Consider the following 16,120-nt stretch of genomic DNA (forward strand, 5'->3'; position numbering starts at 1 on the left):
CGGTGAGGTCAGGCAGTCACGAGGGCTGCGATCGCCAAGCCGAGCACGATGACGAAGAACGGCATGGTGTACGCGTACACCCGACCTCGGCGGCGGTGGCTGAATGCGAGGGGAAGCGCGACGGCGAGAACGAGCGCGGCGATCGTCGCGAGTGCGCTGCCGAAGATCAGGCCATAGCCGTGCATATCGGTCTGCGTCAGGCCGAACCGGCTCGAGATCACGAGCCAGCCGCAGAAGACGAAGACGGTGCCCGCGCCGACGCTGACCAGGCCCGCGACGGCCCGCCCAACGATCGAGGCCGTCGAGCGACCCGTTTTCGGGCTGGGAACTGTCATGCGAGAAACTTTAGACCGGCGTGCCTCTGCCCATCGAGGTGGAAGCAACCGGTCACCTTCTCGAAAAGTCGATTCACCACGGCCTGCCGATGCGTTGTTGCCCTACCGCTCGCGGGGTTCGCTGCCGGTCGAGCCAGATGGGTGGCCTGATGTGGGGCTTGCCGTGAATCATCTCGAGCTGCCACGCCGACGTGTGAATCGTGGAGTGGTGAAATGGACACAACAACGTCAGATTGTCGATGTCGGTGCGCCCGGGCAGGAAGGTGTGACTCACCCACGGAACAACATGGTGTGCCTGACATCGCGACGGTGGAACCGTGCATCCGGGCATGACACAGCCGCCATCTCGCGCTGCCAGTGCCCTTCGTTGTCGTCGGGTCGCCAATCGTCGTGTTTTGCCGTGGCTCAGGACCTGCCCTTCTCGGCCCAAGACGGTGAGAACGGTGTCGCCGTCGCATTGGAGCTGGTTCACCGCGCTGACGGGAATCGGCTCAGTGCTTCCGTCGATCCACCCGACTCCACGGCCGGCAGTGAGGTCGTCGAGACTGACGTGCACATTCACGGTCGGGGCAGCACCGTTCAGGCGGGATGCCGCGGGGGACGCTGCAGCCATGTCGATGAGGGTCATGACGGCGTCGAGGAGCTTCTGCTCCGCAGTTCGCGGGTCGACGACGGCCGGCTCGTTCGAGAACGATTGCGCAGGCTCGGCCTGCACATCTCCGTCAGCAAATTCGGCACCGGCGGCGGTTTTGGCGGTGGCGGGTGCGGGGTCGGGCGTGCGCGGGCTGAGGATGGAGTCGACCGCCGCCAGAAAGACCCCCAGTTGCAGTGGCGGGAGTGCATACCTTCCGCGAGCCATGCCGTCGGCCCCGACCTTGGGGTAGCTGAACCCCCTCAGCGACTGCTTGACCGCGTCTCGAGGTTCAGCGCCGTCGGGGTCGAGGTGTTCCCGAATGCGGCTCGCGAGCCGCCCGATCTCCTCGACCGTGTACAGCCTCGGCACCCTCGCCAGCGCCTCGACGTCGGATTCGGCACTCGCGTCAGTCTCAACACCGCCGACGGTCGCGGTTGCCGCTGCGACCAGGTGGCGCTCCGCCTGGTCGGTGGCATCTGACCAGCCCGTGCGGTTCACGACCTCGGAGAGGGTTCTGCAGATCATCGCTGCCACATCGACCCCGACCCGACCGGCGAAGAACGCCGACTCGACCACGGGGAAGAAGCTCGGATTGGGCGTACCCGAGATCGAGACCGATGAGCGCACCCGTTGACCGAGGGCGATGCGAGATGCGGCCGTGCGTTCGGAGATGTTCGTCGTCGCGGCGAGGAGCTTCTTCGCCGACGGGAACCCGTGCCTGTAGGCGAGACCGGCTGCGTCGAGTTCGCGGCGGGACTCGCGTGCGATCTCCGCTGCGACCCAGGTGCGCGCTGCGTCGCCGGTGCGACCGATGTCTTCCCAAGCGTGGGCACCCTCGAGTAGCGCGTCACCAGAGGTGCCGGCAGCCGCGCCGCGCTCGAGATCGAGGAGCTCTCGAAGCCGCGCGGCGATATCGCCGAGGGAAGCATCGAGGAGATCCATACGAGAAGTCAAACAGCAGCCACCGACATTGGGCTCGCACGTGCATTCAGACTCTGATCAGCCATTTTGACTGTGGATAACCCCGCAGGAAGCGAGCCTGTGGAGGAGCAGACGCGGACCACCTACCGAAGCAAAGGCGCAGGGAAGCCGGGCCAAAGCTCGGTATCCTCGATGGGGGCTTTCCCGAAGAGGCTGAGGAGCGCATGTGACCCACACCGATGAGCCGAGGCGCGCCGGGGCGAGGCAGCCTGTTTCGACGCTCGACGACTCTGTGCGGCTCGTCAGCGATGAGCGCTCGGGCGAGCACGCCGTGCTGATCCTCGATCGTCGCGTCTTTCCCGAGCACACCGAGTGGGTGCGGGCGGAGACACCGCTCGAGGTCGCCGATGCGATCCGGGCGATGGTCACGCAGAGCTCGGGCCCTCTCTATGCCGCGTACGCCGGGCTCGAACTCGCTGCCCTGCGGGCTCGCGGCCTGACGGTCGACGCGGCACGCGCATCCATGGCTGCTGCCGGCCACTCGCTCGCCACGGCCCGGCCCACCAACGGGCACCCGCGCGAGGCCGTCGACCTGGTGCTGCACGCGATCGAAGCGGCGACGAGCACCGACGAGCTCGTCGAGCGCGCGATCGGCACCGTGCGCGAGGGGCTCGACGAGTACCACGCCCGCAGCCGCAGGCTCGCCCGGCACGCGGTCGATCTGCTGCCCGACGGGGCGACGATTCTCACGCACTGCTGGATGGACTCCTATCTGATCGAGCTCGTCGGCGCCGCGAACGAGGCCGGCAAGCACTACGACTGGGTGGCCACCGAGACGCGCCCCTACCTGCAGGGCGCACGCCTCACCGCGCACACCCTGCGCGAGCTAGGCCAAAACGTCACGCTCATCACCGACGGCATGGGCGCCGCAGCCCTCGCCCCGGGGTCGTCGATCGGGCCTATCGACGCCCTCGTCACCGCCGCCGACCGGGTCAGCCTCGACGGCAGCATCGCCAACAAGGTCGGCACTCTAGGGCTGGCGATCGCGGCGAACGCGTTCGGCGTTCCCTTCTACGCGCTGGTGCAGACCCCGGATGCGACGCTCGCGTCGGGTGCGGACATCGTGATCGAAGACCGCGACCCGGCCGAGGTGCTGTCGACGCTCGGAACGCGCACCGCATCCGGTCTCGTCACCGACGCCTGGTACCCCGCCTTCGACGTGACGCCGCCGCGCTTCGTCACCCGCATCGTGACCGACCGCGGCGACTTCGCCCCCGGCAGCATCGCCGACTACTTTGCCGGAGAGCGCCCGTGACCGTCGACTACGCCCTGCTCACGAATCGCGACGAGGTCGTGGGATACCTGTCCCTCGTCGGCCTGCTCGGCGCTCTCGCCGGCGACCCCGCCGAGGTGACCGTGCGCGAGGTGACCGCGGGCAACATGAACCGCGTGTTCATCGCCGCGGGGCCGTTCGGCAGCGTCGCGGTGAAGCAGGCTCCTCCGTTCGTGCAGGCCGCCGGCCCCGAATGGCCCATCGACCCGGCTCGCATCGGAGCAGAGGCCCGCGCCTACGAACTGCTGGGTCGGCTGGTGCCCGATGCGGTTCCGTCGATCGTGCACGTCGACCTCGACCGCTTCGTGATGGTCATGGAGGATCTCTCGGCGCTCGAGGTGCTGCGCGACGAACTCGTGCGCCAGGTGCAGGATGCGACGGCCGGTCGTGCGGTGTCGTACATCGACTTCGGCACGGTCGGCGACGTCGTGGGCCGGTTCGTGGGCGAGCTCAGCCTCGCCACGAGCGTGCAGGCCCTGGGCGCCTCGGCTCACGCCGAACTGGTTGCCGATTCGGCCAACGCCGAGCTGTGCCGACTGACCACCGAGGTCGTGCTTGACGAGCCGTTCCGGGCGCACGAGCACAACTGGTGGCATCCATCGCTCGATGCGCGCGTCGCTGCGCTCTACGACGACCGCGAGGTGCAGGCTGGCGTTGCTCGCGTGCGCGACCGCTTCCAGAACGCCTCCCAGGCCTTGCTGCACGGAGACCTGCACTCGGGATCCGTGATGATCGGCTCGGCTGCCGAACAGCCGCAGAAGGTCACCGTCTTCGACCCCGAGTTCAGCTTCGTGGGGCCGATCGGTCTCGATCTCGGGCTGTTCTGGTCGAACCTCGCCATCGCATCCATCGCCGCCCGCGCCGCGGGCCACGATGGTCTGGCCGCCGCCCGCGAAGACGCCATCTCGGCGAGCTGGCAGGCTTTCGTGGAGGTCTGGGACGACGACGACTCGGTCACCTTCGGCGACGACTTCTTCGAGAGCGTGCGAACGGATGCCTGGCGCTTCGCCGGCGTCGAGGCCATGCGGCGGGTGGCCGGCTGGTCGCACGCCGCCGATCTCGAGAGCCTGCCATCCGATGCCGCGGCGCGCGCCCAACGCGCCGTCTTCGACGCGGCCCGGCACTGGATCGTGACCGGAACGGCCGCACCCCTCACCCTGACAGACGACCCGACTTCGCCCGAGCACCCAGGAGCAACACCGTGACCGACACCGCATCTCTCTCGCTGACCGCACGCACTCTCGTGGTCGACCTCGAGGGCACCACGAGCGCCGCCGGGTTCATTCTGGGCGACCTCTACGACTACGCGCGACCCCGCCTGCAGGGCTGGCTCGACGCTCACGCGAACGACGCGGCCGTCGCCGAGGCGCGGGCGCAGGCGATCGCCGACGCGGGGCTTCCGTCGGGCGCCGATACGGAGCAGGTCGTGGGCGTTCTGCACGACTGGATGGCGCAGGACGTGAAGGCCACGCCTCTGAAGACGCTGCAGGGCCAGATCTGGGCCGAGGGATTCCGCCGCGGCGAGATCAACTCGCACTTCTTCGACGATGTCATCCCGCGTCTGCGCACCTGGCACGCGAACGGCGTGGAGATCGCGGTCTTCTCGTCGGGCTCGGTCACCTCGCAGGTGCCGTGGTTCAGGCACTCGCCCGACGGCGACCTCACGCCCTTGATCACCGACTACTTCGACACGGTGAACGCCGGCCCCAAGAAGGTGGCGTCGTCGTACGACACCATCGCGGCCCGTCTCGGCGCCGAGCCGGCCGACCTCGTGTTCTTCACCGACAACCCCGATGAGGTGCGCGCCGCCCAGAACGCCGGATGGCAGGTGGTCGCGTTCTCGCGTGAGGGCGAGCCGTTCTTCGGCGCCGACTTCGGAACCGCCCCGGTGGTCTCGTCGTTCGAGCACGTCGAGGTCTCGGCGCCGTGAACGTCTTCGACGAGGGTGTGGTCACAGCCGACACGCTTGGCCGGGCCGGCGCTCAGTTGGCCGCCGAGAGTGCGCGCTTCGCGGCGCGGGGGTGGATGCCCGGAACGGCCGGCAACCTGTCGGTGACCGTGGGGCGCGACCCGCTTCGTCTGGCGGTCACGGCATCCGGCCTCGACAAGGGCGAACTGACCCCCGCCGACATCGTGATCGTCGACGGCGAGGGCGTGGGTGTGCGCGGAGAGGGCGGCTCGGAGCAGCGGCCCTCGGCCGAGGCCGGGTTGCACGCGCGCATCGCGGCGATTACCGGTGCGGGTGCGGTCATCCACGTTCACGCGCTCGCGGCCGTGACGGCGGGGCACCACTGGCCCGAGGGAGTGGTGCTTGGCGACCTGGAGATGCTGAAGGGCATCGGCCACTCGGCGCACGGCGAGACGGTGACGATTCCCGTCATCGCCAATGGACAGGACATGGCGGTGCTCGGCGACGCGTTCGAGCGACTCTACGTGCGCCCGGCTTCGGGAGAAAGCGACGTGCCGGCCCTGATCGTGGCCGACCACGGAATCTACGCCTGGGGCCGGGATCTGCGCCAGGCCCGCTGGCACCTCGAACTCACCGAGGCTCTGCTGCAGATCGCACTCGCTCGACGATAGCTGCTCGGCGTCAGCCCGCGACGCTCGGCAGAGGAGTGAGGCCCAGGAAGGCTCCGGCGATCACGGCGCACCCCGCGGCCACGACGAGGAACGCCCCGACCCAGACGATGCCCGGAATGTGGGTGAGGCGCGCGAGCTGGTCGGCATCCGAGTTTCTTGCTCGACCTCCCCGCCTCACACGCTGCAACTCGATCGTGGCCCGCAGGGCCCCGAGCAGCATGAACGCGGCGACGGCGGTGGCCACGAGCGCACGCCAGCGCTCGTCGAGCAACCAGGTCGCGGCGAAGACGAGGGCGCCGGAGACGAGGACGCTCCACAGGCCGAACCAGTTGCGCACCTGCACGAGCACCAGAACGAGGGCCGCGAGCAGCGCCCAGAGCATGCCGGTGGCATAGCCGGCCCCGAGCATCCATGATGCGCCGAGCCCGAGAATAGCGGGCGCCGTGTAACCGGCGAGCAGGGTGGCGATCATCGCCGGGCCTCGCGGTCTGCCGCGGCTGACCGTGACACCCGACGTGTCGGAGTGCAGGCGGATGCCCGACAGCTTGCGGCCGGTGAGGGTCGCGACGAGGGCGTGACCGGCCTCGTGCGCGATGGTCACGGCGTGGCGCGTGATCCGCCAGCTCGGGGGAAAGAGCACGATGGCGGCCGCGACGGCGATGGCGATCCAGCTCTCGGCGGCGGTCAGGGCGGGCTGCTGGGACGTCACGCGCTCCCAGAACGCGAGCAGTGCATCCACCCGATGAGCCTAGGCGACGGTCCCTGTAACTCCGAGGCGCATGGCCTGGGGCCGATTATTTCGAATATGTAAACATCCCTAATTAACCTTGCCAGGCAATATGTTCAGCCACTTTACTAACCACATGACCGCGAGCTTTCCAGCACACGAACGTCGGGCGACGTCGTGATAGAGCCTGGGTTCCACGCCGCCCGCTCGCCGCTGCCGCCCGTGTCGAGAGTGCTCCGCCCCACGACCAAGCGCCTGCCTCAGCATGGGCGTGTGCACAATCGGGCTCTGGTGCTCCAGACGCTCTACAGCGCAGGCACTCTCAGCCGCGCCGACATCGCGCGGCGTACGGGCCTCACTCGGGTCACTATTTCGGATCTCGTGGCCGAGCTCATGCTCGAAGGGCTCGTCATCGAGACCGGCCAACGCGAAGACGTGCGACCGGGAAAACCGGCCACTCTGCTCGAGATCGACAGCACCGCCTTTCAGATCATCGGCATCGATCTCAGCGACTACTCGACTTTCCGCGGGGCTGTTCTCGATCTCGACGGGCAGATCGTGGAGCGAGCCGAGATTCCGCTTGACGGGGCCACCGCCGAGACGGCCTTCGACAAGGTCGTCGCGCTCTGCGCAATCCTCACCGGCAGGGCGACCGCGCCGCTGCTCGGAATCGGTATCGGGTCGCCCGGCATCGTCGACCCCGACGGCGTGGTCGTGACCGCACCGAACCTGGGCTGGACGGATCTGCCCTTGCAGCTCTCGCTGTCGTCGAGATTCGGCGTCGCCGTGAGCGTCAGCAATGATGCGAACGCCGCATTGCTGGCGGAGTTCTCATTCGGAGAGACCGACAACGACATGATGTTGGTGAAGGTGGGGCACGGCGTCGGGTCGAGCCTGCTTCTGGGCGGTGCGCCCCTCGTGGGCAGCATGAACGCCGCCGGGGAGATCGGTCACGTGAACGCGGGTCTCGGCGACGGGCTCGTGTGCGTGTGCGGCAAGACGGGATGCCTGGAGACCTGGGTCGCTGGCCCCCGGCTCACCGCGAGGCTCGCCGAGGCTCACGACGGCATCGCCGCCCCGGATTCGCCCCGGTCCCGGGAAATCCTGCACGAGGCCGGCCGGCGCCTCGGGCTGGTTCTCGCGCCGATCGTCGCAGCTCTCAACCTGTCCGAGGTCGTGTTGAGCGGCCCGGAGGATCTCCTCGGCGGGGTGTTCATCGACGCCGCGACAGACACGGTTCGGGCACGAACCATGGCGGCCTATACGGGCGACATGTCGATCCGGATGACAACGCTTGGGCAGGACATCGTGATACGCGGCTGCGCCGTCATGATCCTGTCACGAGAGCTTGGCTTCTCCTAGACCAAGCCGCACCACGAGCTCCACCACCCACAACAGTGGCTGCGCCACAGAAAAGAGAAAGAACGTGCGAAAGACTCATACACTCGCGGCGCTCCTCGCCGCGGGCGCCCTGGTTCTCACCGGGTGCGGCACCTCGGGAGGGGCTGCCTCATCCGGCGCTGCCTCCGACACGCTGACCCTCGGCAACGCCGGAGATGTCACGAGCTGGGATCCGGGCGAATTGAAGGAGGGCATGGTCATCCAGTACGCCGAGGCCGTGTACGACCCTCTGCTGCGCAAGACCGCCGATTCGCAGATCGAGGGCAACCTTGCGACGGACTTCACCTACAACGACGACCTCACGGAGCTCACGCTCACTCTGCAGAAGGGCATCACCTTCACCGACGGCGCCACGTTCGACGCCGATGCCGTCAAGGTGAATCTCGATGCTCGGAAGACGGGAGCAGGGTCGGCGTCGGAGACAGCCAAGTCGATCGAGTCGGTCGACGTGGTCGACGACAGTACGGTAAAGCTGAACCTGGCCGAACCGAGTCCGGGGCTTCTCGCCGGACTGGCCACCTACACCGGCTTCATGGTGAGCCCGAAGGCGATCGAAGACGGAACGGCCGCCACGTCACCCGTCGGAACGGGGCCGTACACCCTGAATGAATCCAAGACGCAGAAGGGTACGAGCTATCAGTTCGATGCCCGTGACGACTACTGGAACCGTTCTGCCTTCCCGTTCAAGACAGTGATCATCAAGCCGATCACCGAGATGACGGCCGAGTACAACGCCCTGAGCACCGGGCAGATCCAGTTCATGTACGCCACGGCCGACATGACGGAACAGGCCAAGGCCGCTGGGTTGACCGTCGACACCGTCCCCGGGGAGTGGCAGGGCATGATTCTGCAGGACAGGGCGGGAACCATCACGCCTGCCCTCGGCGATGTGAAAGTGCGACAGGCGATCAACTATGCGCTTGATCGAGAGAGCATCCTCAAGACCTTCTACGCCGGCTACGGTCAGGTCTCGACGCAGACGTTCAACCCGGCGAGCGACGCATGGGTCGACAGTCTCAACGAGGAATACCCCTACGACCCCGCGAAGGCCAAGGAACTGCTGGCCGAGGCCGGCTACCCCGACGGCTTCACGCTGCCGCTGTCGTACTCCGAGGGCTTCCAGACACCCCTGATCCCGATCCTGGCTCAGTACCTCGCCGATGTCGGAATCACTCTGGAGCCGGTCTCTGTCGCGTCGTTCTCCAACGGTGGCCTCGAGACGCTCACGGGTCAGCCTGCATTCGTCCTGTCGTTCTCCACGAACATCCCCGCTTGGACTGACGTGCTGAACAAGCTGACTCCCACGTCGCTCTGGAACCACTTCGGGTACACGGACCCCACGGTAGAGAAGTTCATCGCCGACATCCCTCGGGCGTCCGGCGACGAGCAGAAGAAGCTGTATCAGGACTTCAACACGTACATCGTGGAACAGGCCTGGTTCGCTCCGATCGCGACGCTCGACAACATCTATCTGTCGAGCCCGGACATCAAGGTGACGATGCAGCAGGCGCAACTCGTGCCCAGCCTGCGTTTCTTCGCTCCGGCCTCGTCGTAGCACCCATCGGGGCGGTCCGGCTCTTGCCGGTCCGCCCCACCCATCCTCGTCGCAAGGGGTAACCGTGATTCGGTTCATCATCCGTCGGCTCCTCGCCGGCCTGCTGCTCGCCTACATCGTGGTGACGGGCATGTTCTTCTTCCTCAAGCTCACGGGCACCGACCCCGCGCGGGGCGCGCTGGGGCTCTATGCCACGGCAGACCAGGTCGCGACCAAGCGTCTACAGCTCGGTCTCGATCGCCCGGTCTTTCAGCAGTACCTCGACTGGCTCACATCAGCGCTGAGGGGTGACCTGGGCATCTCCTCCGCGACGAACGCCCCCGTGATCGACCTCGTGGTGTCGAGCCTTCCCGTCACCGTCTCGCTCGCCATCGGAGCGGTCGTCGTGGCCGGCGTACTCGGCGGCCTGCTGGGGATGTTCGCGGCGGTCAACCCCGGCCGCCTCGACCGTGTGCTGCAGGTGGTCATGGTCCTCGGCTTCGCCCTGCCGAACTTCTGGGTGGCGATCCTTCTCGCCATCATCTTCGCCGTCAACCTCCGATGGTTCCCCGCCACCGGCTACATCCCGCTGCTCGATTCGCCCCTGGGGTGGCTGAGCACCATCATCCTGCCGGTCATCGCGCTGGCGATCGGTTCGATCGCAGCCATTGCGCAGCAACTGCGCAACTCCGTGATCGGCGTCTACGAACAGGACTATGTGCGAACGCTGCGCAGCCGCGGTCTCTCGCCCCGCAACATCCTGCTGACGCACGTTCTGCGCAACGCGTCGCCGCCGGCGTTGACCATGCTCTCGCTGCAGTTCATCGCCGCGCTGAGCGGGGCCGCCATCGTCGAACGGGTCTTCGCCCTCCAGGGAATCGGGTCGGTCGCCATCGCCGCGAGCGGCAGCAGCGACATCCAGGTGATCATGGGCGTCCTCCTCTTCACCGTGCTCATCGTCGTCGGGGTCAATCTGATCGTCGACATCGTCTACGGAGCCATCAACCCGAAAGTACGGATCTCATGACGCAGACAGCCCTGGTCGACCCCGGCGTCGGCGCCTCATTCACTCGGACCAGGAGATTCCTCCGGAACCCACTCGGTGTTGGCGCGCTGATCGTGCTGCTCGTCATCTTCGTGTCGTCCATCCTCGCGCCGCTCATCTCGCCCTACGACCCGAACTTCATCGATCTGGCGAAGGCGCTTCAGCCGCCGAGTGGCGAGCACATCCTGGGAACGGATGGAAGCGGACGAGATCAGCTCAGCCGTCTTCTCTGGGGCGGGCGCACCAGCCTCGAAGCCGGTCTCATCATGATCGTCACGGCGATCCTCTGCGGCGTGCCGACGGGCCTGCTGGCCGGATATTTCGCCAACTGGTTCGACGGTCTCTCGTCGTGGTTCTCCAATCTGCTGATGTCCCTGCCGCAGGTTCTGATCCTCGTCGTCGTCATCACCGCTCTCGGCAATGGTCTGTATCCCACGATGATCGCGCTCGGCATCCTGTCGTCGCCCGATCTCTTCCGACTCACCCGCAGCGTCGTGGTCAACATCCGCGAAGAGCTGTACATCGATGCCGCTCGGGTGTCGGGTCTCAGCAACGCACGGATCATCTTCCGACACGTGCTCGCCGTCATTCTGGGCCCGGTACTCATTCGATCCTCCCTGGTCTTCGGACTGGCGATCATCGTTCAGTCCGGGTTGGAGTTCCTGGGCTTCGGGTCCTCGAACAGGCCCAGTTGGGGCCGGATGCTCAGCGAAGCCTTTCAGACGTTCTACCGAGCGCCCGATCTCATCTACCCACCGGGCATCGCCATCGGCATCACGGTGATGTCGCTCGTGATCGTGGGAGCCGCGGCGGCCGACGCCCTCGGCGCGGAGCGCATCGCCGTGCGTCGTGCCACGCCCGCGGCAGCGGCCTCCACTCGCCCTCTTCCCTCGGCTTCCGCGTCGACGGAGGGTGTCGATGCCCCGGCCAGGGCGCTGCTCGAGGTCGAGAACCTGACCATCTCCTATCCGTCTCGCCAAGGTGCCGCGAAGGTCGTGGTGAACGGGGTTTCGCTTCGCGTCGATCGTGGCGAGGTGCTGGGCCTGGTGGGCGAGTCGGGGTCGGGCAAGTCTCAGACGTCGTTCGCGATTCTCGGACTGCTTCCTGCGGAGGCCGAGGTCACGGCCGCTCGCCTCGACCTCGACGGTGCCGGCCTCTCCGGGTTGACCGAAAAGCAGCTGCAGAGTTTCCGGGGCACGCGCATGGCCTACATCCCGCAGGAGCCGCTCTCCAATCTCGACCCGTCGTTCACCGTCGGTTCGCAGCTCACCAAGCCGATGAGACACAAGCTGGGAATCTCGCGGGACGAAGCCCGATCCCGAGCAGTGTCGCTGCTCGAGAGGGTGGGCATCCCCGACCCGAAGCGCACCATGGAGTCGTACCCGCATCAGTTGAGCGGCGGTATGGCGCAGAGGGTCCTGATCGCGGGCGCCGTGTCCTGCGACCCCGAGTTGCTGATCGCCGACGAGCCGACGACAGCACTCGACGTGACGGTGCAGGCCGAGGTCTTGAGCCTGCTCCGCGAGCTTCAGCGGGAGCGCAACATGGGACTGATCCTCGTGACACACAACTTCGGCGTCGTGGCCGACATCTGCGATCGCGTCGCGGTGATGCGCAACGGCGAGATCGTGGAACAGAGGCCGGTTGCCGAGCTGTTCGACGATCCCCGGCACGAATACACCCGGATGCTCCTGGCCTCGACGCTCGAGGGCGCCCAGTCGAGAACGCAGCGGGACGAAGGAAGGGATGCGCGATGAATGAGGACCGCGAACGCGCCGGCTCGAGCGAAGCCCTGCTCAGAGTCGAGAACATCGACGTGCACTACCGGGGAAAGGGTTTCCGGAGTCGGCCGTTCCACGCGCTGAAGGATGTCTCGATCGAGATCCACCCGGGTGAGACCCTCGGCCTCGTCGGCGAGTCTGGATCGGGCAAGACGACGCTGGGCCGGGCCATCCTCGGCCTCGCTCCGGTCGGGTCGGGCCGGGTGGTCTTCGACGGTCAGGAGATCTCGACCCTCAGCCCACGCGCTCGTCGCTCACTCAGCGCCGATCTGCAGGTGGTCTTTCAAGATCCCTATTCATCGCTGAACCCGGGCATGACGATCGAGACGATTCTCGCGGAGCCGCTCAGAGCGGGAGGTGCGAGCAGGCGCGACTCCTCGGCACGCATCCGGGAACTGCTCGACCAGGTGCATCTACCCGCCGACGCCGCTCGACGCTATCCCCGCGAGTTCTCGGGCGGGCAGCGTCAACGCGTGGCGATTGCCCGGTCGCTCGCGCTCGACCCGAAGCTGATCGTGTGCGACGAGCCCGTCAGCGCGCTCGACCTGTCGACCCAGGCGCGCGTGCTCGATCTCTTCATCGACATCCAGCAACAGACCGGCGTCGCATACCTCTTCATCACCCACGATCTCTCGGTCGTGCGCTACATCAGCCACCGGGTGGCCGTGATGCTGAACGGCAGCATCATCGAGTCCGGAGACAGCTCCACGGTGACGAGCGAACCCGACGAGGCATACACGCGCAAGCTGCTCCTCGCTTCGCCCGTGCCTCATCCTGCACGACAGGCCGAGCGCCGACGGCACTACGAGTCGCTGAGCGCCCACACCGCGCCCTGAACCAGGTGCCCATCGCCTGCACCGGCGACAGGCCCACCGACGAACCACACCGAAGAGAAAGAGATCCACCGTGAAATTCGGCTTCAGCTCCTACAGCTTCTACCAGAAGATGCAGACAGGAGAGATGAACCTGTTCGATGTCTTCGATTGGGTTGCCCAGAGCGAGGGGGAACACCTCGAACTGGCGACCGTGTCGCTCTCCGAACAGATGACCAACGACACGTCGACGCTCGACACCGATCCCGAGTTCGTTGCGGCCATCAAGGCCAAGGCTCGATCGACCGGGGTCGAGTTGAGCAACCTCGTGATCCCCGCCGACTTTCTGCCGGGCACACAGGAGGAGTTCGACTTCCAGATGGAGCGGGTCAAGGGGCACATCCGGGTGGCGGATGAGCTGGGCATCCGTCTCTTCCGACACGATGTCGTGAAGTGGGCCCATCGCGATTCGGGCATCGTCGACTTCGAGACCAGCCTGCCGACGATCGTCGACGCATCCAAGGAGATCGCGCAATTCGCGGCCGGTTATGGCATCACGACCAGTGTCGAGAACCACGGTCTCATGATGAACGCCAGCGAGCGGGTGCGCCGTCTGATCTACCTCGTCGACGAACCCAATTTCAAGACGACCCTCGACGTCGGCAACTTCCTCGTGGTCGATGAGGATCCGGTCACCGCGACCGCGCAGAACCTTTCGGTGACATCCATCATCCATCTGAAGGACTTCTACATCAGACCGGAGCGCGACTACCCGGGACCGGGGTGGTTGCTGACGGCCGGCGGAAATCACATCCGCGGTTCGATCGTGGGTTACGGAGACATGGACATGCGTTCGATCTTCCGTGCGATCGACGCGAGCGACTTCGACGGCTACGTCTCGATCGAGTTCGAAGGAATCGAGGACTGCCTTTTGGGAGCCCAGCGCGGCCTCGAGAACACCAAGCGAATCCTCGAGGAGATCCGATGACCCGCCTCAGAGTCGGTCTCATCGGAGCCGGCACGATCGCGAATTATCACCTTCGCTCCTACGCGGCGAATCCGAAGGTCGACCTCGTGGGCATCTACGACCGCAACATGATCAGAGCGGAGGGCGTTGCCCACGCCTATGGAGCGGAGAGAGCCTACGCGTCTCTGTCCGACCTTCTTGCCGATCCGGGTATCGACGCGGTGAGCATCTGCACGTGGAACGACTCGCACTCCGAACTCGCCGTCGCAGCGCTCGACGCGGGCAAGCATGTGCTCGTCGAGAAGCCCCTGAGCCGCACGGTCGAGGAGGCGCTCGCCGTGGAGCAGGCGGTGCTACGCAGCGGAAAGCATCTGCAGGTCGGATTCGTGCGGCGATTCGGAACGAACGCGCTGACGCTCAAGAAGTTCATCGACGCCGGCACGATCGGAGACGTCTATTACGCGAAGGCGACGAACATCCGGCGTATCGGCAACCCCGGCGGCTGGTTTGCCGACGTCGAGAGGTCGGGGGGAGGCCCGCTCGTCGATATCGGCGTGCACGTGATCGACCTCTGCTGGTACATGATGGGCGCGCCGAAGGTGACCACGGTCACGGCCAACGCGTACTCGAAGCTCGGTAACCGCGCCAACGTCACGAATCTGACTCGCTACATGGCGACCGACTACGACCCGTCGCTCAATACGGTCGAGGATCTCGTCAATGCCCTCATCCGCTTCGAGGATGGGTCGTCCCTTTTTCTCGACACCAGTTACTCGCTGCACGCGACCGACGACATCCTCAACGTCTCACTCTTCGGCGAACACGGAGGCGCCGAGCTTGAGCCGGCTCTGCAACTCGTGACGGAACAGCACGACACCATCCTCAACATCACGCCGCAGCTCGACTTTCCGACCTTCGATATGGACGAGGGATTCCACAACGAGCTCGCCTACTTCGTCGATCTGTGTCTCGGGGAGGTCCCCGACCTCGCCACCGCTGAGCAGGGAGTCGAGATCATGAGAATGGTCGAGGCGATCTATCGGTCGGCTCGTGAAGGTCGCGAAATCGACGTCCGATGACTCCCGCCGCTACCCGGAGCGGGTTCGTCATCGGTGTCGACGTCGGCGGAACGAAGACCGATGCGGTGGTCGTCGACGACGGGGGGCTCGTCGTCGAGAGGTTTCGTGCCCCGACGGGTTTCGGGCCGGAGGAAGTCGTGCGCACGACGCGGCTGGCGGTGACGGCCTTGGCGGGAGCGATCGGCTGCCGCCCGCAAGACTTCGCGTCGATCGGCGTCGGAATACCCGGCCGGGTCGACAGCCGTGCGGGGGTCGTCGCGCACGCCGTCAATCTCGGACTCGAGGGCCTGGAACTGGGCGCCCTCCTGCATCGAAGCTTCGAGACCGTCGTCAGAGTCGAGAACGACGTCAACGCCGCGGCCGTCGGTGCCTTCCACCTGCTCGGTCTGTCCACAGACACCTCGCTCGGGTACCTCAACCTCGGCACCGGTCTTGCCGCGGGGCTGGTGCTCCACGGTCGGCTGCGGCGCGGCTTCGTCGGCAGTGCGGGTGAGATCGGGCATATTCCCGTGGATCCGACCGGGGCCGTCTGCGCGTGCGGACAACGTGGCTGCCTCGAGCTCGTCGCCTCGGGTTCAGCGGTCGCGAGGCTGTGGCCGACGGCACACGAGCGGCCCATTCAGGATCTCTTCGACACGGCGATCGCCGGCGACACGCGGGCACTGGCTGTGACGACGGGACTCGTGGAGGGCATCGCCGCGGCGGTGCGCATTCTGATTCTCACGGCGGATGTCGATCTCGTCGTCATCGGCGGTGGACTCACGTCTGTCGGACAGCCGCTGATCGACGGTGTTCGACGTGTTCTCGAGGATTGGGCCGCGGATTCGCCCTTCATCGCGTCACTCGATCTGTCACAACGTGTTCGACTGCTCGACCTGCTTCCCTCTGCAGACGTGGGGGCAGACACACCGGTCGCCGCCCTCGGGGCGGCATACCTTGGACGAGCCTCATGGGAAAGCTGACGTGAAAAG

General features: G+C 66.3%; 15 protein-coding genes. 12 read left to right on the plus strand and 3 right to left on the minus strand.

Annotated features, from left to right (window positions below):
• Positions 1 to 8 precede the first annotated feature (8 nt).
• Positions 9 to 335, minus strand: coding sequence for a hypothetical protein (locus ASF79_RS12565; protein ID WP_055855376.1), 327 nt, complete (start codon positions 333 to 335; stop codon positions 9 to 11).
• A 73-nt stretch (positions 336 to 408) separates the two neighbouring features.
• Positions 409 to 1,911, minus strand: a complete 1,503-nt coding sequence (locus tag ASF79_RS12570) for an HNH endonuclease signature motif containing protein (RefSeq protein WP_055855378.1) — start codon at positions 1,909 to 1,911, stop codon at positions 409 to 411.
• A 205-nt stretch (positions 1,912 to 2,116) separates the two neighbouring features.
• Between ASF79_RS12570 and ASF79_RS12575 the strand changes: the two genes are divergently transcribed.
• Genes ASF79_RS12575 through mtnB form a run of 4 tightly spaced genes read left to right on the plus strand, consistent with a single transcriptional unit; the run spans position 2,117 to position 5,803 of the window.
• Positions 2,117 to 3,205, plus strand: coding sequence for a hypothetical protein (locus ASF79_RS12575; RefSeq protein WP_055855380.1), 1,089 nt, complete (start codon positions 2,117 to 2,119; stop codon positions 3,203 to 3,205).
• Entirely contained in the window at positions 3,202 to 4,428 is a 1,227-nt protein-coding gene (locus ASF79_RS12580; protein ID WP_055855382.1) for a phosphotransferase, read from the plus strand. Before ASF79_RS12575 ends, ASF79_RS12580 begins: the two co-directional genes overlap by 4 nt.
• The gene (gene mtnC / locus ASF79_RS12585) at positions 4,425 to 5,153 is read left to right on the plus strand and encodes an acireductone synthase (protein WP_055855383.1); all 729 of its coding nucleotides are present in this window, start codon (positions 4,425 to 4,427) and stop codon (positions 5,151 to 5,153) included. The genes ASF79_RS12580 and mtnC overlap by 4 nt, the downstream gene beginning before the upstream one ends.
• On the plus strand, positions 5,150 to 5,803 hold the full coding sequence (mtnB, locus tag ASF79_RS12590; protein WP_235500753.1) for a methylthioribulose 1-phosphate dehydratase: 654 nt from the start codon (positions 5,150 to 5,152) through the stop codon (positions 5,801 to 5,803). Before mtnC ends, mtnB begins: the two co-directional genes overlap by 4 nt.
• Before the next feature lie 10 nt (positions 5,804 to 5,813).
• Here mtnB and ASF79_RS12595 read toward each other — a convergent pair whose 3' ends face one another.
• Complete coding sequence (locus ASF79_RS12595; RefSeq protein WP_055855385.1) at positions 5,814 to 6,542, minus strand: M50 family metallopeptidase; 729 nt, start codon at positions 6,540 to 6,542, stop codon at positions 5,814 to 5,816.
• A 261-nt stretch (positions 6,543 to 6,803) separates the two neighbouring features.
• On the opposite strand from ASF79_RS12595, the gene ASF79_RS12600 reads away from it, so the two are divergent.
• The 8 genes from ASF79_RS12600 (at position 6,804) to ASF79_RS12635 (ending at position 16,111) form a co-directional block, all read left to right on the plus strand.
• Positions 6,804 to 7,892: an ROK family transcriptional regulator gene (locus ASF79_RS12600; protein ID WP_235500754.1), complete on the plus strand. Its 1,089-nt coding sequence runs from the start codon at positions 6,804 to 6,806 to the stop codon at positions 7,890 to 7,892.
• 64 nt (positions 7,893 to 7,956) lie between these two features.
• Positions 7,957 to 9,486 (plus strand): ABC transporter substrate-binding protein, encoded by a 1,530-nt coding sequence (locus ASF79_RS12605; protein ID WP_055855387.1) that lies wholly within the window; start codon positions 7,957 to 7,959, stop codon positions 9,484 to 9,486.
• 64 nt (positions 9,487 to 9,550) lie between these two features.
• A complete protein-coding gene (locus ASF79_RS12610; protein WP_055855389.1) occupies positions 9,551 to 10,492 on the plus strand; it encodes an ABC transporter permease in 942 nt (313 codons plus the stop codon).
• Complete coding sequence (locus ASF79_RS12615) at positions 10,489 to 12,267, plus strand: dipeptide/oligopeptide/nickel ABC transporter permease/ATP-binding protein (RefSeq protein ID WP_055855390.1); 1,779 nt, start codon at positions 10,489 to 10,491, stop codon at positions 12,265 to 12,267. Before ASF79_RS12610 ends, ASF79_RS12615 begins: the two co-directional genes overlap by 4 nt.
• On the plus strand, positions 12,264 to 13,127 hold the full coding sequence (locus ASF79_RS12620) for an ATP-binding cassette domain-containing protein (protein WP_055855393.1): 864 nt from the start codon (positions 12,264 to 12,266) through the stop codon (positions 13,125 to 13,127). Before ASF79_RS12615 ends, ASF79_RS12620 begins: the two co-directional genes overlap by 4 nt.
• A gap of 70 nt (positions 13,128 to 13,197) precedes the next feature.
• Positions 13,198 to 14,091, plus strand: coding sequence for a sugar phosphate isomerase/epimerase family protein (locus ASF79_RS12625; protein ID WP_235500755.1), 894 nt, complete (start codon positions 13,198 to 13,200; stop codon positions 14,089 to 14,091).
• Complete coding sequence (locus tag ASF79_RS12630; RefSeq protein ID WP_055855394.1) at positions 14,088 to 15,149, plus strand: Gfo/Idh/MocA family protein; 1,062 nt, start codon at positions 14,088 to 14,090, stop codon at positions 15,147 to 15,149. Before ASF79_RS12625 ends, ASF79_RS12630 begins: the two co-directional genes overlap by 4 nt.
• Positions 15,146 to 16,111, plus strand: coding sequence for an ROK family protein (locus tag ASF79_RS12635; protein WP_055855396.1), 966 nt, complete (start codon positions 15,146 to 15,148; stop codon positions 16,109 to 16,111). The genes ASF79_RS12630 and ASF79_RS12635 overlap by 4 nt, the downstream gene beginning before the upstream one ends.
• Positions 16,112 to 16,120: the final 9 nt, after the last annotated feature.

The sequence above is a fragment of the Agreia sp. Leaf335 genome (assembly GCF_001423605.1).
Classification (GTDB): Bacteria; Actinomycetota; Actinomycetes; order Actinomycetales; family Microbacteriaceae; genus Agreia.